Origin of the sequence: Streptomyces sp. SN-593 (assembly GCF_016756395.1) — a bacterium.
Taxonomy (GTDB): Bacteria; Actinomycetota; Actinomycetes; order Streptomycetales; family Streptomycetaceae; genus Actinacidiphila; species Actinacidiphila reveromycinica.
On the sequence record NZ_AP018365.1, the window covers coordinates 2,621,597 to 2,641,686 of the forward strand.

19 protein-coding genes are annotated in these 20,090 nt (G+C 74.0%); 9 read left to right on the top strand and 10 right to left on the bottom strand.

Annotated elements, in window-relative coordinates; all coding sequences use genetic code 11:
* Positions 1-52: 52 nt before the first annotated feature.
* Positions 53-1,825: a 2-isopropylmalate synthase gene (gene leuA, locus RVR_RS10770; RefSeq protein ID WP_202233636.1), complete on the bottom strand. Its 1,773-nt coding sequence runs from the start codon at positions 1,823-1,825 to the stop codon at positions 53-55.
* A 298-nt stretch (positions 1,826-2,123) separates the two neighbouring features.
* Between leuA and RVR_RS10775 the strand changes: the two genes are divergently transcribed.
* Positions 2,124-3,248: a M4 family metallopeptidase gene (locus tag RVR_RS10775; protein WP_202233637.1), complete on the top strand. Its 1,125-nt coding sequence runs from the start codon at positions 2,124-2,126 to the stop codon at positions 3,246-3,248.
* 4 nt (positions 3,249-3,252) lie between these two features.
* The gene (locus RVR_RS10780; RefSeq protein ID WP_202233638.1) at positions 3,253-3,516 is read left to right on the top strand and encodes a protealysin inhibitor emfourin; all 264 of its coding nucleotides are present in this window, start codon (positions 3,253-3,255) and stop codon (positions 3,514-3,516) included.
* Positions 3,517-3,597: 81 nt separating this feature from the next.
* On the opposite strand, the gene RVR_RS10785 is transcribed toward RVR_RS10780, so the two are convergent.
* Positions 3,598-5,034, bottom strand: coding sequence for an MFS transporter (locus RVR_RS10785; RefSeq protein WP_202233639.1), 1,437 nt, complete (start codon positions 5,032-5,034; stop codon positions 3,598-3,600).
* Between the two features lie 176 nt (positions 5,035-5,210).
* Between RVR_RS10785 and RVR_RS10790 the strand changes: the two genes are divergently transcribed.
* Positions 5,211-6,221 carry an Lrp/AsnC family transcriptional regulator gene (locus RVR_RS10790; RefSeq protein WP_202233640.1) on the top strand — a complete coding sequence of 337 codons (1,011 nt, stop codon included), beginning with the start codon at positions 5,211-5,213 and terminating at the stop codon, positions 6,219-6,221.
* A 24-nt stretch (positions 6,222-6,245) separates the two neighbouring features.
* Here RVR_RS10790 and era read toward each other — a convergent pair whose 3' ends face one another.
* Positions 6,246-7,208, bottom strand: a complete 963-nt coding sequence (era, locus tag RVR_RS10795; RefSeq protein WP_202233641.1) for a GTPase Era — start codon at positions 7,206-7,208, stop codon at positions 6,246-6,248.
* Between the two features lie 346 nt (positions 7,209-7,554).
* Between era and RVR_RS10800 the strand changes: the two genes are divergently transcribed.
* A complete protein-coding gene (locus RVR_RS10800) occupies positions 7,555-8,814 on the top strand; it encodes an ammonium transporter (protein WP_430393229.1) in 1,260 nt (419 codons plus the stop codon).
* Positions 8,811-9,149 (top strand): P-II family nitrogen regulator, encoded by a 339-nt coding sequence (locus tag RVR_RS10805; protein WP_202233643.1) that lies wholly within the window; start codon positions 8,811-8,813, stop codon positions 9,147-9,149. Before RVR_RS10800 ends, RVR_RS10805 begins: the two co-directional genes overlap by 4 nt.
* A gap of 40 nt (positions 9,150-9,189) precedes the next feature.
* Here RVR_RS10805 and RVR_RS10810 read toward each other — a convergent pair whose 3' ends face one another.
* On the bottom strand, positions 9,190-9,585 hold the full coding sequence (locus tag RVR_RS10810; protein ID WP_202233644.1) for a cytidine deaminase: 396 nt from the start codon (positions 9,583-9,585) through the stop codon (positions 9,190-9,192).
* A 127-nt stretch (positions 9,586-9,712) separates the two neighbouring features.
* Between RVR_RS10810 and RVR_RS10815 the strand changes: the two genes are divergently transcribed.
* Positions 9,713-9,922 (top strand): hypothetical protein, encoded by a 210-nt coding sequence (locus tag RVR_RS10815; protein ID WP_202233645.1) that lies wholly within the window; start codon positions 9,713-9,715, stop codon positions 9,920-9,922.
* Between the two features lie 174 nt (positions 9,923-10,096).
* A complete protein-coding gene (locus tag RVR_RS10820; protein ID WP_202233646.1) occupies positions 10,097-11,548 on the top strand; it encodes an MFS transporter in 1,452 nt (483 codons plus the stop codon).
* A 54-nt stretch (positions 11,549-11,602) separates the two neighbouring features.
* Here RVR_RS10820 and RVR_RS10825 read toward each other — a convergent pair whose 3' ends face one another.
* The 4 genes from RVR_RS10825 to RVR_RS10840 form a co-directional block, all read right to left on the bottom strand.
* The gene (locus RVR_RS10825) at positions 11,603-13,006 is read right to left on the bottom strand and encodes a hemolysin family protein (protein ID WP_202233647.1); all 1,404 of its coding nucleotides are present in this window, start codon (positions 13,004-13,006) and stop codon (positions 11,603-11,605) included.
* A 19-nt stretch (positions 13,007-13,025) separates the two neighbouring features.
* Positions 13,026-13,520, bottom strand: a complete 495-nt coding sequence (ybeY, locus tag RVR_RS10830) for an rRNA maturation RNase YbeY (RefSeq protein ID WP_202233648.1) — start codon at positions 13,518-13,520, stop codon at positions 13,026-13,028.
* A gap of 13 nt (positions 13,521-13,533) precedes the next feature.
* Complete coding sequence (locus tag RVR_RS10835) at positions 13,534-14,622, bottom strand: PhoH family protein (RefSeq protein ID WP_237404680.1); 1,089 nt, start codon at positions 14,620-14,622, stop codon at positions 13,534-13,536.
* Positions 14,623-14,725: 103 nt separating this feature from the next.
* Positions 14,726-15,940 (bottom strand): carbohydrate kinase family protein, encoded by a 1,215-nt coding sequence (locus RVR_RS10840; protein ID WP_202233649.1) that lies wholly within the window; start codon positions 15,938-15,940, stop codon positions 14,726-14,728.
* Between the two features lie 287 nt (positions 15,941-16,227).
* Here RVR_RS10840 and RVR_RS10845 point away from each other — a divergent pair, with 287 nt between their 5' ends.
* Together RVR_RS10845 and RVR_RS10850 are read left to right on the top strand one after the other, a co-directional pair.
* Positions 16,228-17,634: a family 4 glycosyl hydrolase gene (locus tag RVR_RS10845; RefSeq protein WP_202233650.1), complete on the top strand. Its 1,407-nt coding sequence runs from the start codon at positions 16,228-16,230 to the stop codon at positions 17,632-17,634.
* 181 nt (positions 17,635-17,815) lie between these two features.
* A complete protein-coding gene (locus RVR_RS10850; protein ID WP_202233651.1) occupies positions 17,816-18,625 on the top strand; it encodes an HAD family acid phosphatase in 810 nt (269 codons plus the stop codon).
* A 45-nt stretch (positions 18,626-18,670) separates the two neighbouring features.
* Here RVR_RS10850 and RVR_RS10855 read toward each other — a convergent pair whose 3' ends face one another.
* Positions 18,671-19,579, bottom strand: coding sequence for a ribonuclease Z (locus RVR_RS10855; protein WP_202233652.1), 909 nt, complete (start codon positions 19,577-19,579; stop codon positions 18,671-18,673).
* A gap of 108 nt (positions 19,580-19,687) precedes the next feature.
* On the bottom strand, positions 19,688-20,044 hold the full coding sequence (locus RVR_RS10860; RefSeq protein WP_202233653.1) for a histidine triad nucleotide-binding protein: 357 nt from the start codon (positions 20,042-20,044) through the stop codon (positions 19,688-19,690).
* Positions 20,045-20,090 lie beyond the last annotated feature (46 nt).

Here is a 20,090-nt window from a genome sequence, read left to right on the forward strand (position 1 = left end):
CCCACCGGGCGGAAGGTCCGATCCGTGTTGACGGGCGGCCCGGACGCCCCCGCTACCGCGCCGCGCGGTTGACGGCCGAGACGACGGCCTGGAGCGAGGCGCGGGTGGTGTTGGCGTCGATGCCGATCCCCCACATCACGCGGCCGTCGATGGCGCACTCGATGTACGACGCGGCCTGCGCGGACGCGCCCTCGCTGAGGGTGTGCTCGGAGTAGTCCAGCAGCCGGGCGTCCACCCCGACGGTGGCCAGGGCGTCGAAGAACGCCGAGATCGGGCCGTTGCCGGTGCCGGTCAGGGTGGTCGGCTCGCCGTCCACCTCGGCGCCGACGGTCAGGGCGTCGGTGCCGTCGCTGGAGCTGGAGGTCTGGGCGGTGCGCAGCGCGATCCGGCCCCACGGGTTGCCGGGGGTGGGCAGGTACTCGTCCTGGAAGATCTCCCAGATCTGCGCCGGGGTGATCTCGCCGCCCTCGGTGTCGGTCTTGGTCTGGATGATCTTCGAGAACTCGATCTGCATCCGGCGCGGCAGGTCCAGCTTGTGGTCGTTCTTCAGCACGTAGGCGATGCCGCCCTTGCCGGACTGCGAGTTGACCCGGATCACGGCCTCGTAGGAACGGCCGACGTCCTTGGGGTCGATCGGCAGGTAGGGCACCGCCCACTCGATCTCGTCGACGGTCCGGCCCTGTGCGGCGGCGTCGGCCTCCATGGCCTCGAAGCCCTTCTTGATGGCGTCCTGGTGGGAGCCGGAGAAGGACGTGTAGACCAGGTCGCCCGCGTAGGGGTGGCGCGGGTGGATCTCCATCTGGTTGCAGTACTCGGCGGTGCGGCGGATCTCGTCGATCTGCGAGAAGTCGATCTGCGGGTCGATGCCCTGGCTGAACAGGTTCATCCCCAGGGTGACCAGGTCCACGTTGCCGGTGCGCTCGCCCTGCCCGAACAGGCAGCCCTCGATCCGGTCGGCGCCGGCCATCAGCGCCAGTTCGGCGGCGGCCACCGCGGTGCCGCGGTCGTTGTGCGGGTGGACCGACAGGCACACGTACTCGCGCCGGGACAGGTTCCGCGACATCCACTCGAACCGGTCGGCGTGCGTGGAGGGGGTGGAGCGCTCCACCGTGGCCGGCAGGTTGAGGATGATCTCGCGGCCCTCCTCGGGCTGCCAGACGTCCATCACGCCCTCGCAGACCTCCAGCGCGAAGTCCAGCTCGGTGTCGGTGAAGATCTCCGGGCTGTACTGGTAGCCGAAGACGGTGTCCCCGCCGAGGATCTTGTCGGCGTACTCCACCACCAGGCGGGTGCCGTCGACCGCGATCTGCCGTACCTGGTCGCGGCTGCCGCGGAAGACCACCCGCCGGAAGACCGGCGCGGTCGCGTTGTACAGGTGGACCGTCGCGTTGCGGGCGCCGACCAGGGACTGGACGGTCCGCTCGATCAGCTCCTCGCGGGACTGGGTGAGGACGGAGATCGTCACGTCCTCCGGGATCGCGTCCTGCTCGATGATGGAGCGGACGAAGTCGAAGTCGGTCTGGCCGGAGGCGGGGAAGCCGACCTCGATCTCCTTGTAGCCCATCCGCACCAGCAGGTCGAACATCTCGCGCTTGCGGGCCGGCGACATCGGGTCGATCAGCGCCTGGTTGCCGTCGCGCAGGTCGGTGGACAGCCACCGGGGGGCCTTGGTGATCCGGGCGTCCGGCCAGGTGCGGTCGGGGATGTCGACCTGCTCGTACCGCCCGTACTTGTGGATCGGCATCGAGGTGGCGCGCTGGGCGACCGTCGCGGCGGTGATGGGCGTGGGACGGCCGACACGGTTCCGGCCGGGCTGGGTGGTCATCGGGGTGGCTCTCCTCGGGGCTCCGCTCGGGGCGGCCGACGGCTGGGGAACGCCGAAACTCCGCGGGGAGGGGGTCGGCCTACGACTACAGGCCCTCGCCGCGGCGGCTAAGGAGAAGCAGCCCGAAACGCATGGCATCGACCCTAGCCGAATCACGGACGGAAGACGCACCCGGTACGTACATCCTCTCAGCATGCAAGACGACCGGCCGTCCACCACGGTCCGCACGGTTCCCCCCATTCCGTGGTGTGAAAGGGAATCCGGTGACACAGGGTACCCAGGGTGTCACAGTTCGTTCATGGGAGTTTTCTGCACGATCGTGCCGCCGCACATCCTGGACCGCCTCGCCCGATCCGACGACCCCGACCTCGCCGGCGCCGCGCGCCACGCCCTGGAGCACGACGCCCGGCAGCGGACCCGGCGCCTCGTCCCGGCGGCCCGGTCCGCCGCCGCTCCGGCCCCCTCCGCGGCCTCCGACCAGCCGCGGCGCACCGTCTACGACGCCGGGCACAAGGACGACCTGCCCGGCCGCAAGGTCCGCGCCGAGGGCGCCGAGCCCTCGAAGGACGCCAGCGTCAACCGCGCGTACGACGGACTCGGCGCGACCTTCGAGACCTACCTCAAGGCGTACGCCCGGCACTCCATCGACGGCCACGGGCTGCCCCTGACCGCCAGCGTGCACTACCAGAAGGGCTACAACAACGCCTTCTGGAACGGCGAGCAGATGGTCTTCGGGGACGGCGACGGCAAGCTCTTCCTCGACTTCACCATCCCGGTCGACGTCATCGGGCACGAACTCACCCACGGCGTCACCCAGTACACCGCGAACCTCGACTACCAGGACCAGTCCGGCGCGCTCAACGAGTCGGTGTCCGACGTCTTCGGCAGCCTGATCAAGCAGTTCGCCCTCGGCCAGACCGCTGACCAGGCCGACTGGCTGATCGGCGCCGGGCTGCTCGCCCCCGGCGTGCACGGCGTCGCGCTGCGCTCGATGAAGGACCCGGGCACGGCGTACGACGACCCGCGCCTGGGCAAGGACCCGCAGCCGGGCACCATGGCCGGATACGTCTCGGGCTCGGACGACAACGGCGGGGTGCACGTCAACTCCGGCATCCCCAACCACGCCTTCTACCTCGTCGCGGCCGCGCTGGGCGGGCACGCCTGGGAGCAGGCCGGGCAGATCTGGTACGACACGCTCACCGGCGGTTCGCTCGCCTCCGACGCGGACTTCGCGGCGTTCGCGGCGGCCACCGCCGCGGCGGCGAAGGCGCGTTACGGTGAGGGGGCGCAGTACCAGGCGGTGCGCTCGGCGTGGTCGACGGTCGGGGTCACGGGCTCCGGCTCCGGTTCCGGCTCCCCCGCCGGCTCCGGCTCGGCCGAACTGCCGCGCCAGCAGCCCGGTGAGCAGACCCAGGAGGCGTGACTTCGTGCGTATCGAGGTGGTCCGCTCCGGAGGGTTCGCCGGCGTTCCGCGGCGGGCCATCCTCGACACCGCCGGCCATCCCGGCGGCCCGCGCCTGGAGGCTCTGGCCCGCGCCGCCCTGGCCTCCCCGCGCGCGCCGCGCCACCCGGTCCCCGACGGCTTCACCTACGTCGTGACCGTCGACGACCGCACCATCCACTGCGCGGACCCCGAACTCACCCCCGCCCAGCGCGACCTGATCACCGTGGTCCTGGAGGAGGGCGCCTGACCCCCGCCCCGGAGGAGGCCGCACCCGCCCGGGGCGCGGGGCCCCTCCCCCGGTTCGCCGGACAGGCCCCGAGCGGCGCGGTCAGCCACCGCGGACCGCGAGGTCCCGCTGCTCCGGGGCCGGGGCGCTCCGGGGGGTCCGGTCGCCCTGGGAGCGGCGCACCGTGAGGAGGACCACCACGCCGCCGGCCAGCGCGGCCACCGCCGACGCGAGGAAGATCCGGTCCAGCCCCGAGGCGTAGGCCGCGCGGACGGACCCGCCGTGCGAGGTGACCTCGCGCATCCGCGCGGTGAACATCGAGCCGAACAGCGCGATGCCCAGGCTCATCCCGAGCTGGCGGAAGGTGTTGACCGCGCCGCCGGCCATGCCCGAGCGGTGCGGCGGCACCGCCTCGACCGCGGAGGACACCAGCACCGGCGTGGCCAGCCCGACCCCGGCGCCCATGACCGCGAGCCCGGCGAACAGCGAGGGGGCGTGCGAACCGGCCGACACCGACTGCCACAGCACCGCCGCGCCCACCCCGATCAGCACCATGCCGCCGCCGATCGACAGCGCGGGCGCGATCCGGTGAGCATGGCGCCCGGCCGCCGCGGCGACCACGAACGACGCGACGGCCAGCGGCATCAACGCCAGGCCGCCGCGGATCGGGCTGAGGCCCAGCACGTTCTGCAGCCACAGCGAGACGTAGACCAGGGCGCCGAAGGAGCCCGCCTGGAAGAGCACCGCGCTGCCGAGCAGCCCGGAGAAGGTGGGCCGGCGCAGCAGCGACAGGTCCAGCATGGGGTGCGAGGAGCGCAGTTCGGCGAGCACGAACGCGATCGCGGCCACCCCGGCCAGCACGAAGGAGCCGATCGTCAGCCCGCCGGTCCAGCCGTCCTCGCCGCCGCGGATCAGCGCGTACGTGAGGGCCGCCGCGGCCACGGTGAAGGCGAGCGCGCCCGGCAGGTCCACCCGCCCGGCGCCGCGCCGCCCGACCGGCAGCACCCGCAGGGTCAGCGCGACGGCGACCACCGCCACCGGCAGGTTGACCAGGAAGATCGCCTGCCAGCCGAAGCCCTGGGTGAGCAGCCCGCCGAGCACCGGCCCGAGCGCGGCTGCGGCGCCGTTGACCGCGCCCCACACGCCGAACGCGGTGCCGCGGTCGCGGCCCTGGTAGGTCGCGGCGACCAGGGCCGCGGAGGTGGCGAACATCGCCGCGCCGCCGACGCCCTGCACCGCCCGCGCGGTGATCAGCGTCGCCGCGTTCGGCGCGAGCGCGGCCGCGAGCGAGGCGAGCGCGAAGACGGTCAGTCCGATCACGTACAGCCGCCGGTGGCCGAAGAGGTCGGCGAGGGAACCCGCGGCGAGCAGCAGCGCGGCCAGCGCGAGGGCGTACATGTCCATCACCCACTGGAGGGAGGTGAAGGACGCGTGCAGGTCGGACGCCATGCTCGGCAGGGCGACGTTCACGATGGTGACGTCGACCAGCAGGATGAAGGCGCCCAGGCAGATCGCCACCAGTGGCAGCCACTTGCGCATGGGTGGGGCTCCGTTCGGGTTCACGGGGTGGTCGCGGGGGCGGCGTGCGGGCGGTGCGCGGGACCGCTCCGGGCCCGCCCCGACGAAAGGGACCACCCCACCATCGGGCACGGCCCGGCCCGACCCCAGCCGGCGCCGTCCTGGCGGCGCATTCCGACAGAACCTAGGCTGTGGTGATGGAATCCGACATGATCTGGAGCCCGCTGGCCGGTCTCGATCTGCTCGACCGGCGCCTGGTGCACGCCCTCCAGATCGACGGGCGGGCGCCCTTCAGCCGGATCGCGGAGGTGCTCGGCGTCTCGGACCAGACGGTGGCCCGCCGCTACGGCCGGCTGCGCCGGGACCGCACGGTCCGGGTGCTCGGCCTGACCGACCCGCTGCGGATCGGCCTGACGCCCTGGCTGGTCCGGGTCCGCTGCACCCCCGACGCGGCCGCGTCGATCGGCGCGGCGCTGGCCCGGCACGCCGACGCCCGCTGGGTCAACCTGATCTCCGGCGGCACCGAGATCAGCTGCCTCGCCCACGCCGCCACGCCCGGCCACGACGACACGCTGCTGCTCCAGAAGCTGCCGCGCACGCCGCAGGTGGTGCACGTGGCCGCGCACGCCATGCTGCACATCTTCTTCGGCAAGGACCTCAGCCCGGTCAGCCGCAGCAGCGCGCTCGCCCCGGACGAGGCCGCCGCGCTGGCGCCCTCCGACGCGCCGGCCGGGCCGCCGCCCGAGGCGTTCGAGGCGCCGGTTCCGCTCGCCCCCGGCGACCACCTGCTGCTCGACGCGCTCGCGCACGACGGCCGCGCCCCCGCCGCCGAACTGGCCACGGTCACCGGCTGGTCGCAGAGCACCGTACGGCGGCGGCTGTCCGAACTGCGCGCCGCCGGCGCCCTCTACTACGACCTGGACTTCGGCAGCGGCCGGCTCCAGTCCGAGCTGCGCGCCGGGCTCTGGCTGGAGGTCGAACCGGCCCGGCTCGCCGAGGTGGGCGCCGCGCTGGCCGGGCACGGCGAGGTCGCGTTCGCGGCGGCCACCACGGGGGCGACCAACGTCTACGCGGCCATCAGCTGCAAGGACCCCGGGGCGCTCTACCGCTACCTCACCGGGCCGGTCGCCGCGCTGCCCGGCCTGCGCCGGACCGAGACCGCGCCGATCCACCGCCTCCTCAAGGGCCCCGGCCCCTACCCGGCCTGACCGGCGGCCGGGGCGGGACGCCCTCTAGAAACCCAGCTTGCGCAACTGCTTGGGGTCCCGCTGCCAGTCCTTCGCCACCTTCACGTGCAGGTCGAGGAAGACCGGCGTGCCGAGCAGCCCCTCGATCTGCTGCCGGGACCTCGTCCCGACCTCCTTCAGCCGCGCGCCCTTCGGACCGATGATGATGCCCTTCTGGCTGGGCCGCTCGATGTAGAGGTTCGCGTGGATGTCGAGCAGCGGCCGGTCCGCGGGCCGCCCCTCGCGCGGAATCATCTCCTCGACCACCACCGCGATGGAGTGCGGCAGTTCGTCCCGCACCCCTTCGAGCGCCGCCTCGCGGATCAGCTCGGCCACCATCACCTGCTCCGGCTCGTCGGTGAGGTCGCCCTCGGCGTAGAGCTGCGGGCCCTCCGGCAGCAGCGGGACGAGCAGGTCGGCGAGGAGCCCCACCTGCTTGCCGCCGACCGCCGACACCGGCACGATCTCGGCCCACTCCAGCCCGATCTCCCGCCCCAGCCGGTCGATGGCGATGAGCTGCCGCGCAAGCTGGTCGCCGTCGACCAGGTCGGTCTTGGTGACGATCGCGACCTTCGGCGTCTTCCTGATCCCGGCCAGCTCGCGTGCGATGTAGGTGTCGCCCGGCCCGAGCTTCTGGTCGGCCGGCAGGCAGAAGCCGATCACGTCCACCTCGGCCCAGGTGGTGCGCACCACGTCGTTGAGCCGCTCGCCGAGCAGCGTGCGGGGCTTGTGCAGCCCGGGGGTGTCCACGAGGACGAGCTGCGCGTCGGGCCGGTGCACGATCCCGCGGACGGTGTGCCGCGTGGTCTGCGGCCGGTTGGAGGTGATGGCCACCTTCTGGCCGACCAGAGCGTTCGTGAGGGTGGACTTGCCGGCGTTGGGGCGGCCGACGAAGCAGGCGAAGCCGGACCGGTGCGGGGGGGTCCCGGTGGACCCGGCGGCTCCGGCGGAGGGGGTACGAGCGCTCATGGGCCCCATTCTCCCCGATACCGCAGAGGTGTACGGACACCGCTCGGCCGACCGGTGCCCGCACCCGTCGCGCGGGGCCGGCCGGCCGCCGCGGGCGGTGAGGCGCCGGAAACGCGGAGGCAACACGAAACACCGGGGAAACACGGACGTCCACTTCCGGTAACGCGCACGTCGGACGCTCGTGCGAGTGCCGCGACCGAAGGGACCCCTCGTGCTGCTCTCGCCCACCGGCCACCCCGCCTCGCCCACCGCGCTCCTGGCGGCCGGCGCGCGGCACGCCCACCCGGCGGTGATCAGCGCCGGCGACACCGCGTGGCTGCTGGCGGCCACCGCGCTGGTGCTGCTGATGACGCCCGGCCTCGCGCTCTTCTACGGCGGGATGGTCCGCAGCAAGAGCGTGCTCAACATGCTGATGATGAGCTTCGTGTCGATCGCGCTGGTCACCCTGGTGTGGCTGGTGGCCGGCTACACCCTGGCGTTCGGCCCGGACGCCGGCGGCCTGGGGCTGATCGGCGGCCTGGACCACCTCGGCATGCACGGCGTCGGACCGGCCGACGTCGTCGGCCACGTGCCGGCGCCGCTGTTCGCCGCGTTCGAGCTGTCGTTCGCGATCATCACCGCCGCGCTGATCAGCGGCGCGGTCGCGGACCGGGCCCGGTTCGGCGCGTGGGTGGTGTTCGTGCCGGTGTGGACGCTGGCCGTATACGTCCCCGTCGCGCACTGGGTGTTCGGCGCCGGCGGCTGGGTGGTGGCCGACCTGCACGCGCTGGACTTCGCCGGCGGCACCGTGGTCGAGGTCTGCTCCGGCGCCTCCGGGCTGGCGCTGGCACTGGTGCTCGGGCCGCGGCTGGGCTTCCGCAAGGACGCGATGCGCCCGCACAACCTGCCGCTGGTGGTGCTGGGCGCCGGGCTGCTGTGGTTCGGCTGGTTCGGCTTCAACGCCGGTTCCGCGCTGGGCGCGAACGGCCTGGCCGCGTCCGCGTTCCTCAACACCCAGGCCGCCGGCTGCGCCGGGCTGCTGGGATGGCTGGTGGTGGAGCGGCGCCGGGACGGCCACGCCACCACACTGGGCGCCGCGTCCGGCTCGGTGGCCGGCCTGGTCGCGATCACCCCGGCCTGCGGCAGCGTGGACCTGCTCGGCGCGGCCGTGGTGGGCCTGGCCGCCGGGGTGCTGTGCTCGTACGCGGTGAGCTGGAAGTTCCGCTGGGGCGTGGACGACTCGCTGGACGTGGTGGGCGTGCACCTGATGGGCGGCATCGCCGGCACCCTGCTGATCGGCCTGCTCGCGACCTCCGCCATGACCGGCGGCCCGCGCGGCCTGCTCTACGGCGGCGGCCTCGGCCAACTCGGTCGGCAGGCGGTGGCGGTGGCCGCGGTCGGGGCGTACGCGTTCGCGGTGACGTACGGCCTCGGGCGGGCGATCGAGCGGCTGATCGGCTTCCGGGCCAGCGAGGAGGAGGAGCGCACCGGCCTGGACCTGACCGTGCACGCCGAGACCGCCTACGATCACGGCGTACTCACCCACGGCATGGCGGGCGGGGCACCGTTCCCGGCGGGCGCCGGGCACCTCGTTCCGGCCGCGAAGGACAGGAGCCCACGGGCATGAAGCTGGTCACCGCCGTCATCAAGCCGTACAAGCTGGATGACGTGAAGACGGCGCTGCAGGAGATGGGCGTGCAGGGCCTGACCGTCACCGAGGCGAGCGGCTACGGGCGGCAGCGCGGGCACACCGAGGTGTACCGCGGCGCGGAGTACCGGGTGGACCTGGTGCCGAAGGCGCGGATCGAGGTGCTGGTGGAGGACGCGGAGGCGGACGCGGTGATCGACGCGCTGGTGGCCGCCGCGCGGACCGGGAGGATCGGCGACGGCAAGGTGTGGGCGGTGCCGGTGGAGACCACGGTGCGGGTGCGGACCGGGGAGCGCGGCCCGGACGCCCTGTAGGCGCGGGGCGACCGGGCGCCGGGGCCCGTCCGGGAGGCGGTCAGCCGGCGGTGACGGTGGCGCGGACGGCGCCGTCGGGGCCGGCCAGCAGCAGCGGGGTGTCCGGGCCGCCCAGGTCCCGGACGGCCGCGCGGTCGGCGTCCGACGCCTCCTCGGCCGCGGTGACCACGGCGGCGGCCTCCAGCGACCTCGCGCCGCTGGCCACGGCCATCGCGACCGCCGTCTGGAGGGCTGTCAGCCGCAGCGACGGGAGGTCCACGGTGCCGGCGACGTAGGTGCGGCCGGTCTCGTCGCGGACGGCGGCGCCCTCCGGCACGGAGTTGCGGGCCCGGGCGGAGCGGGCGAGCGTGAGGAGCTTGCGGTCCTCGGGGTTCTCGGGGGCGGCGGGCGGCGCGGTGGGATCGGCGGCTGCGGACGGCGTCTGCGACTCGGTCATACGCGCGATCATAGGACGCCCCGCCCCGCCGGCCGCGTCCACCCACGATCACCCTCCGTCCGTGGAAATGCGCGGAGCGGCACGGGCGCCCAGCCTCGTGGGATCAAACGCCCTCGTATGAGGAGATGTGGGTGATCCGACGATGGTGCTGCACATGCCCTTCGTCCTCGCACTCGCCGCGGCCACGTTCTTCCTGAGCCGCAAGGCCGGGCTCAAGGCGACCCACGCGGTGGTCTGCGGTGCCTTCGGCTTCTCCCTCGCCGACACCAGCCCGGCCACCTCCCTCCACTCCGCCGGCGCCGGCATGCTCGGCATGATCGGCGGCATCGGCCCCTGAGCCCGGCGCCGGGCCCCGACGGCCGTCGGACTTCCCGCCGAGCGACTGCCACCCACAACCTCTGGTTGTGACTCGGTGGACGGATGGTTGTTTGCCCGGGCGCCACCGCCCTTGCTTTCATGGCGCCGGTCAACGCGGGGTTGTACCGGTGACAGGGCGAGGGGGGCGCTGAGCATGGCGGGCGGCAGGGCGCAGGACGGCACGGCGGACGGGACCGATGCGGCGGACGCGGGGTCCACAGGGCCTGCGGGGGCCGCGGGAGCCGCGGCATCGTGCGGGACGGACCGGGGTGCGGGGAAGCCGCCGCCCCCCGCCACGCCGCCACCGCGGTCGCTGGGCCGCCCCTTCGGCTGGCTCTGGGCGGCCTACGCCGTCAGCGCCTACGGCACCGGGTTCGGGTTCGGCGCGTTCGCGCTGCTCGCGATCCTGGTGCTGCACGCCGGGGCCGGCGAGGTGTCCGCGCTGTCGGCCGCCGGGCTCGCGGTGGGCGCGGTGGCGGCGGTGCCGCTGGGCCCGTGGGTGGAGTTCCACCGCAAGCGGCCGGTGATGGTCGCGACGGACCTCGTCCGTTTCGCGGCGATGGCCTCCCTCCCGGTGGCGTACGCCTGCGGCCGGCTCGGCTTCGTCCAACTCCTGGTCGTGTCGGTCGTCGTGGCCACCGCGAAGATCGCCTTCCGGTCGGCGAGCGGCGCCTACCTCAAGTCGCTGGTCCGCCCGGAGCACCTGCTCGTCGCCAACGGCCGCTTCGAGTCCACCACCTGGAGCGCCACGGTGCTCGGGCCGCCGCTCGGGGGCGCCGCGATCGGCCTGTTCGGCCCGGTGACGACCGTGGCCGCCGACGCGGTCAGCTACCTGCTGTCGGCCCTCGGGGTGGGGGCGATCCGCGGGAAGGAGCCCGACCCGCGCCCCCGCACGGCGCGCGTACCCGCGCCGGACCGCCAGGGGCGGGGCACCGTGCCCCGCCCCTGGCACGCCGAACTCCTCGACGGATGGCGGCACATCCTCGCCCACCCGCCGCTGCGGCTGCTCTTCCTCAACACCCTCCTGCTCTCCGCCCTGCTGCTGGCCACCGAACCGCTGCTGGCCGTCCTCATGCTCGGCCGGCTCGGCTTCGCGCCCTGGCAGTACGGCCTCGCCTTCGCGCTGCCCTGCACCGGCGGCCTGCTCGGGGCGCGGCTGTCCCGGCGGCTGGTCGCACGGTACGGGTCACACCGCGTCCTGGTCGTCTCGGGCGCGCTGCGCGCGTGCTGGCCGCTGTGGCTGGCGTTCACCCGGCCCGGCGCGGCCGGCATCGCACTGGTGGTGGTCGCGCAGTTCGGACTGGTCACCAGCATCGGCGTGTTCAACCCGGTGCTCGCCACCTACCGGCTGGAGCAGACCGCGAGCGGCCACGTGGCCCGCACGCTGTCCGCGTGGACGGTCACCGGCAACCTCGCCACCGCCGCCCTGACCGCGCTGTGGGGCCTGCTCGCGGCCGCCACCTCGCCCCGGCTGGCGATCGGGGCCGCCGGACTGCTCATCCTCGCCACGCCCCTGCTGCTGCCCCGCCGCGCCACTCCCCCGCCGGCCCCCGCGCCCGCCGCACCCCCGGAAGCGGGTCCCGAAGCGGCCCCCGGCGCGGTGTGAGCGCGAGCCGCCCCGCCGAGGCGCGCCCGCCACCTCGACGCGGGCCCCCCGGCGTCAGCCCGGGCCCGCCCGGGAAGCGTCGTCGGACTCCGCGTCGGCGGGCTCGTCCTCCTGCGGCCCGGCACCGGTACGGCCGGGCCCGGCACCGGAACGGGTCGCACCGGACGCCTCCGCGCCGCTCACCGGCTCCACCAGCACCGTGCCGATCCGGTTCCGCCGCCCCGCCTGCGTCTCCGCGGTCAGCCGCAGCGCGACCGTGCCGTCCGGGCCGACCGACGAGGGGTCCACCGGCAGCGGGACCACCGCGCCCGCGCCCGGGATCGGCACCCGGCCGAGCGCCTTCGCCAGCAGGCCGCCGACCGTCTCCACGTCGTCGTCGTCCAACGGCACCCCGTACAGCTCGCCGAGGTCGCCGATGTCCAGCCGCGCGGTCACCCGGAACCGCCCGCCGCCCAGCCGCTCCACCGGCGGCGTCTCCCGGTCGTACTCGTCGGTGATCTCCCCGACGATCTCCTCCAGGATGTCCTCGATCGTCACGATGCCGGCGGTGCCGCCGTACTCGTCGACGACGACCGCGACGTGGTTGCGCTGCTGCTGCATCTCGCGCAGCAGGTCCCCCGCGTTCTTGGTGTCGGGCACGAAGAACGCCGGGCGGATCAGCGCGGACACCTGGTCGGACTCGGCGTCGCGGTTGACGTGCACCCGCCGTGCCAGGTCCTTGAGGTAGACGAAGCCGACCACGTCGTCCTCGCTCTCCCCGGTCACCGGAATCCGCGAGAAGCCGCTGCGCAGCGCAAGCGTCATGGCCTGGCGCACCGTCTTGAAGCGCTCGATCATCACCAGTTCGGGGCGCGGCACCATCACCTCCCGCACGATCGTGTCGCCCAGCTCGAAGACCGAGTGCACCATCCGGCGCTCCTCGTCCTCGATCAGCGACTCCGACTCGGCCAGGTCCACCGCCGCGCGCAGTTCCGCCTCGCTCGCGAACGGCCCGCGCTTGAAGCCCTTCCCGGGCGTGAGCGCGTTGCCCAGCAGGATCAGCAGCCCCGGCACCGGCCCCATCACCCGGGCCAGCGGCAGCAGCACGTACGACGCCGCCGTGGCGGTGTTCATCGGGTGCTGGCGGCCGATGGTGCGCGGCGAGACCCCGACCGCCACGTACGACACCAGCACCATCACGCCGATCGCGACGCACAGCACCTGCCAGGTGCGGTCGAAGTGGCGGTCGGCGACGACCGTGATGAGGACGGCCGCCGCCGTCTCGCAGGCGACGCGCACCAGCAGCGCCACGTTGAGGTAGCGGGTGGGGTCGGAGGCGACCGCGACCAGGTTCGCGGCCCCGCGCCGGCCGGAGCGCAGCGCGTCCTCGGCGCGGAACCGGGAGACCCGGGCGAGCCCGGCCTCGGCGCACGCCGCGAGCCAGGCCACGATGACGAGCAGTACGGCGAAGACGACCATGGGGGTCCAGCCGCCCCGGTCAGCGGGTGGTGGGCGCGGGCGAGGGGCCCTCGACGCCGCGCTCGGCCCGCCAGCCGTCCAGGATCGCCTTCTGGAGGCCGAACATCTCGGCCTTCTCCTCCGGCTCCTCGTGGTCGTATCCCAGCAGGTGGAGCACGCCGTGCACGGTGAGGAGCTGGAGCTCCTCGTCCATGGAGTGCTTCGTCGGCGCCTCCTCGCCCTGCTTCTTCGCCACCTCCGGGCACAGCACGATGTCGCCGAGCAGGCCCTGCTCGGGTTCGTCGTCCTCCTTGCCCGGGCGCAGCTCGTCCATCGGGAAGGACATGACATCGGTGGGGCCGGGGAGGTTCATCCACTGGAGGTGGAGCTGCTCCATCGCCGCGGCGTCCACCAGGATCACCGACAGTTCGGAGAGCGGGTGGATGCGCATCCGGTGCAGGGCGTAACGGGCGGTGTCGAGGACCGCCTCGTCGTCGATGTCCCAGCCGGACTCGTTGTTGACGTCGATCGCCATGGTGGTGGGGTGGTTACTTTCTCTTGGGCCCCGAGCCGTTGCCGCGGGCGCGCCCGGCGTCCCGGTCGCGCGCGGCCCCTTCCTCGGCCTGGGCGTTGTCGTAGCGCTCGTAGGCGTCCACGATGCGCCCGACCAGCTTATGGCGGACCACGTCGGTGCTGGTGAGCCGGGAGAAGTGCACGTCGTCCACGTCGAAGAGGATGTCCTGCACCTGGCGCAGCCCGCTCTTGGTGCCGCCCGGCAGGTCGATCTGCGTGACGTCACCGGTGATGACGATCTTGGAGTCGAAGCCGAGCCGGGTCAGGAACATCTTCATCTGCTCGGCGCTGGTGTTCTGCGCCTCGTCCAGGATGATGAACGCATCATTAAGCGTACGTCCCCGCATGTAGGCCAGGGGGGCGACCTCGATGGTGCCGGCGGCCATCAGGCGGGGGATGGAGTCGGGGTCCAGCATGTCGTGCAGCGCGTCGTAGAGCGGGCGCAGGTACGGGTCGATCTTCTCGTACAGGGTGCCGGGCAGGAAGCCGAGGCGTTCGCCGGCCTCGACCGCGGGGCGGGTCAGGATGATCCGGTTGACCTGCTTGGACTGGAGGGCCTGCACGGCCTTCGCCATCGCCAGGTAGGTCTTGCCGGTGCCGGCCGGGCCGATGCCGAAGACGATCGTGTGCCGGTCGATCGCGTCGACGTAGCGCTTCTGGTTGACCGTCTTGGGCCGGATGGTGCGACCGCGGTTGGAGAGGATGTTCTGGGTGAGGACCTGGGCGGGCGTCTCCGCCTCGCCGTCGGCCGACCGCCCGTTCGCCCGGAGCATGGCGATCGACCGCTCGACGGCGTCCTCCGTCATGGGCTGGCCGGTGCGCAGCACCAGCATCATCTCGTCGAACAGCCGCTGGACCAGGGCCACGTCGGCCGCGTCGCCGACCGCGCTGATCTCGTTGCCCCTGACGTGGATGTCGACCGCGGGGAACGCCTGCTCGATCACCCGGAGGAGGGCGTCACCGGAACCCAGGACGGTCACCATGGGGTGCTTGGCCGGTACGACGAAGTGCGCGCGTGCCTGGTGCGGCTGCTGCGGCTGCTGCTGGGTCGGTGTCTGAGTCATGGGCCGGCGCTAGGGCCTGCTCATCCCGCCTTCTGCTGGTCGATGGGCCCATGGGGCCTTGGAGTACCAAGCGTACGACGCGGAACGCCGCAGGCAGAGGGGATTACGGCTCGCCCTTCCGGACCGCGCCGCCGGGGGCCGCCGCCGGCCCGCCGGCCGGTCCCCGAGCCGGTCCCTGCCCCGCCCCCTGCGCCGGTCCCCGTGCCGGTCCCTGCGCCGGGCGGAAGCCGATCGTGGGAACGGCGCGGCGCAGCGGCCAGGGGCGGGTGGCCGCGGGCAGCAGGTCCTCCAGGAAGCCGTACCGGCACAGCGCCTCGCGGTGGGCCGGGGACTGGCCCGCGTACGCCTTGGCCTGCTCCCACCAGCCGGCGATCTCGATCCAGCCGGGCGCGGACAGCGACCCGCCGAACTCCTGCACCGACAGCGCGGCGCACAGCGAGGCGAACGCCAGCCGGTCGGTCAGCGGCCACTGAGCGAGGGTGCCGGTGACGAAGCCGGCCACGAAGACGTCCCCCGCGCCGGTCGGGTCCAGCGCCTCCACCGCCAGCGCGGGCACCTCGGCGGTGCGGCCGGTCGAGGAGTCCACCGCGAAGGCGCCCTGCGCACCGAGGGTGACCACGGCGAGCGGTACGCGTTCGGCCAGGCGCCGGGCGGCCTCGCGGGGGCCGTCGGCCCGGGTGTAGCGGACCGCCTCCTCGGCGTTGGGCAGGAAGGCGGCGCAGTGCCGCAGCCCGTCGAGGTCGGCGGGGTCCCAGCGGCCGGTCTCGTCCCAGCCGACGTCGGCGAAGACCTTCGTGCCGGTGGCCGCGGCCCGCGCGATCCAGTCGCCCGGCTCCCCGCCCGCGTCCGGTCCGCCGAGCGAGGCGACCGCGGCGCGGGCCGGCGGCGGGCAGGTGGGCACCGCGTCCTCCGGCGGCGGGGCGCGGTGGCCGTGGCTGACCATGGTCCGCTCGCCCTCGTACGCCATCGAGACGGTGACGGGGCTGTGCCAGCCGGGGACGCGGCGGGACGGGCCGAGGTCGATGCCCTCGCCCTCGCGCAGGCTCTCCCAGCAGTAGTCGCCGTACATGTCGTCGCCGAACGCGGCGGCGAGCGTCGTGCGCAGGCCGAGGCGGGCCAGGGCGGTGGCCATGTTGGCGATGCCGCCGGGGCTGGAGCCCATGCCGCGCGCCCACGACTCGGTGCCCCGCACGGGGGCCTGGTCCAGCCCGGTGAAGATGATGTCCAGGAAGACGGTGCCGGTCAGGTACACGTCCGTCGCCGGGTCGCCCGGCGCGCGTACTCCCCCCAACGGGTCCAGAACGGGATGATCGTCCATCCCCCCACTCTGCCACGGCGTCCCCGGACCACCCGGTTGCCACGTGCTGCGGGTTCCGTGGGCGACCCGCGGGGTCGACGGTGCCGGGGGCGGGGACGGCCCGCCGGCGGGGGCCGGTCGCGCCGTTCTCCGGGGAGCCGCGCCGGGGAGGGACCTGCGCGCGCCGCTGAGGTGGTGCGGGTCCGAGGCGTCGGCCGTGGCACTGTTGGTCCCGGATCCCGCCGCGGCCGGCCCTCGGCGGCGCGGGGTCCGGCGACGGCGTCGGTGCGGCAGAGGGGACGGACACGGTGCGGCTCACCATCCTCGGCGGAGGCGGCTTCAGGGTGCCGCTGGTCTTCCGCGCGCTCCAGGGGGACCCGACGGTCACGGAACTGGTGCTGCACGACACGGACCCGCTGCGCCTGCGGGTCGTCGCGAAGATCCTGGCCGAGCAGGCGGCCGGGGGCCCGCGCGGGCCCCGGGTCCGGGTCGAGACCGACCTCGACACGGCCCTGCGCGCCGCGGACTTCGTCTTCTCGGCGATGCGGGTCGGCGGCACCGAGGGCCGGGTCCGCGACGAGCACATCCCGCTGGCGGAGGGCGTCCTCGGCCAGGAGACGGTGGGTGCGGGAGGCGTGCTGTACGGCCTGCGCACGATTCCGGTGGCGTTGCACGTCGCGGAGCGGGTCCGCGCGGTGGCCCCGTCCGCGTGGGTGATCAACTTCACCAATCCCGCCGGGATGGTGACGGAGGCGATGGCCCGCGTGCTGGGCCCGCGGGTGATCGGCATCTGCGACTCGCCGGTCGGCCTGGTGCGGCGGGCCGCGCGGGCGGCGGGCGCGGACCCGGACGCGCCGGGCTTCTCGTACGACTACGTGGGCCTGAACCACCTCGGCTGGCTGCGCGGACTCGCGGCCGACGGGCGGGAGTTGCTGCCGGGGCTGCTCGCGGACCCGGCGGCGCTCGGGTCGTTCGAGGAGGGCCGGCTGTTCGGCGCGGAGTGGCTGTCGGCGCTGGGTTCGGTGCCGAACGAGTACCTGCACTACTACTACTTCCGGCGGGAGGCGCTGGCCGCGGTGCGCTCGGCGGACGCCACCCGGGGGGAGTTCCTGCACCGGCGCCAGTCGGAGTTCTTCGCGGCGGCGGACCGTGCGCGCGGCGCCGGCGAGGGCGCGGCCGGCGAGTCCGGCGGCGCGGGGGCCGGGGCGGAGGCCGGGGCCGGGAACGGGAACGGGGCCGGGTCGGACGGCGGGCCTTCGGCGTACGGCCTGTGGGACCGCGCCCGGTTGGAGCGCGAGGAGACCTACATGGCCGAGAACCGCGCGGCCACCGGCGGCTGGCAGCGAGACCCGCACGACCTGGACGGCGGCGGCTACGACAAGGTGGCGCTCGCGCTGATGCGCGCCATCGCCCGCGACGAGCGCACCGTGCTGATCCTCAACGTGCCCGGCGGCGGGGCCGTTCCGCTGCTCGACCCGGACGCGGTGGTCGAAGTGCCGTGCGAGGTGGGCGCGTTCGGGGCGCGGCCGATTCCGGTGGCGGCCCCCGACGAGCACCAGGCCGGGCTGATGCTGGCGCTGAAGTCGGTGGAACGGGCGGCGATCGAGGCGGCCACCACCGGTTCACGGGCGGCGGCGCTGCGCGCGCTGGTCCGGCATCCGCTGGTGGACTCCGCGGCGGCGGCGAGCCGCATCCTCACCGCCGCGAAGTGGTGAGCGCCGCCCGGCGACACCGGCCCGCCCGGCACCGGCCCGCGCGGCCCTGAACTGCGGGTTAACCGCACCGAAACCGCCGGTGGACCCAGCCGGGTACCGCCACGCGCGTAGACGGCTCTTGACCTGCTCGGATGGCGGGGTCTACATTCCGCCGCACCACCGAGCTTGAAGGAGCACCGCCATGCCCCGTGCCCGACTGTCCCTGCGTACCCGCGCGCTGGCCGTCACCGCCACCGCGGTCACGCTGGGCGCCACGATCTACGGCGTCGGCGTCGCCACCGCGGACAACTCCGTGCCGCGCAGCGACAAGCAGATCCCCAACCTCACCAACGTCGTCAGCGAGATCAAGGCGTACTACGGCGACACCGTGGACGCGTCGGGCGAGCACCAGGCGTCGCCGACCAGCAACTACGCCAAGCAGGTCGCCGGGATCGAGGCGAAGGCGAAGTCCTACCTGGCACAGGCGGCGGCCACCGGCGGCCACGGCAAGGGCCACGGCAAGAGCGGCAAGCCCGCGATCGTGCTCGACGTGGACGACACCAGCCTGCTGACGTACAACTACGAGCTGGAGGTGGGCTTCAACTACACCCCGGCGAGCAACCAGACGTACCTGGACACCAAGAACATGCCTCCGGTCTTCGGCGTGGACACCCTGGTCAACTGGGCCGCCTCGAAGGGCATCACGGTCTTCTGGATCACCGGCCGCCCGGAGGCGCAGCGCGCCGACACCACGCGGAACCTGACCGCCGAGGGCTTCAAGGCGCCGTCCGACACCGCGCACCTGTACCTGAAGAACACGGCCACGCCGCCGTCCTACCTGTCCTGCGGCGCGACCTGCACCACGGTGGAGTACAAGTCCGGCACCCGGGCGCACATCGAGTCGCTGGGCTACGACATCGTCGGCAACTTCGGCGACCAGTACAGCGACCTGGAGGGCGGCCACGCGGACCGCTCGTTCAAGCTGCCGAACCCGATGTACTACCTGCCGTAGCCGCGGGCCGGGCGGGTTCCGCCCCGTACGGCGGTAACGTCGCCGTCAGGGGCGGCGCCTGGGCACCGGGACACGCATCAGGTCGTGGGCGACGGTGAGTTCGCCGGTGAAGCCCGCCGCGCGGGCCTGGTGCCCGAAGTCGTCCGGGCCGGGGTAGCGCTGCGAGAAGTGGGTGAGCACCAGGTGCCGCACACCCGCCTCAGCGGCCACCCGGCCCGCCTGGCCGGCCGTCAGATGGCCGTGCTCCTCGGCGCTGCCGGCGTCCTGGTCGAGGAAGGTGGACTCGATCACCAGCATGTCGCAGCCGGCGGCGAGTTCGGGCACCGCGGGACACATCCGGGTGTCCATCACGAAGGCGAACGACTGGCCCCGGCGCGGCTCGCTGACCTGGTCGAGCCGCACCCCGCGCAGTTCGCCCTCCCGTTGCAGCCGGCCGATGTCCGGGCCCGCGACGCCGTGTGCGGCCAGCCGCTCCGGCAGCATCCGCCGCCCGTCCGGCTCGTCCAGCCGGTAGCCGTACGCCTCCACCGGGTGGGACAGCCGGCGGGCCGACAGCGTGAACCCCGCGGTCGCCGCGATCGGGCCGTCCGCCTCGACCGGCTGCTCGCGCAGGTCGGCGGTCTCGTGGTAGGCGGTGGCGTACCGCAGCCGGTCGAAGTAGTGCCGGCCGGCCGCCGGGTAGTGCGCGGTGACCGGGTGCGGCACCCGGTCCAGGTTGATCCGCTGGACCACCCCTGCCAGGCCCAGGCTGTGGTCGCCGTGGAAGTGCGTGACGCAGATCCGGGTCAGGTCGTGGGCGGCCACGCCGGCGTGCGCCATCTGCCGCTGGGTGCCGTCGCCGGGGTCGAAGAGGATGCCCTCGTCGTCCCAGCGCAGCACGTAGCCGTTGTGGTTGCGCTGCCGGGTCGGCACCTGGCTGGCCGTGCCGAGCACGACGAGTTCGCGGGGTGACATGGCGCTGGTGTCCGTACGGTCGGCGGGGCGGGGGTGGAACTGCAGGGGCTGGGGGCGCGGGGCCGGAAGGCGCGGGGCCGGAGCGGCCGGCGCGGGTCCGGCCCGGGGTCAGACCAGCCGCTGGAGGTCGCAGCCGCCCAGCACGTGGGCGTGCGCGTGGAAGACCGTCTGGCCGGCGCCCGGGCCGGTGTTGAAGACGATCCGGTAGCCGGTGTCGGCGACCTTCTCCTGGGCGGCCACCTCGCCGGCCTCCCGCAGCACGTCGGCTGCCGCGGCCGGGTCGCCGGCGGCCAGCTCCGTCGCGTTCGCGTAGTGCACCCGCGGGATCACCAGGACGTGGGTCGGCGCCTGGGGGTTGATGTCCCGGAACGCGATGGTGGTCGGCGTCTCCCGCACCACCGTGGCCGGGATGTCCCCGGCCACGATCTTGCAGAACAGGCAGTCCGGCTGTGCTTCTCCCGCCACCGCGGCACCCCTTGGTCTCGAACTCGTCCGGTCGGTCCGCGCGCCG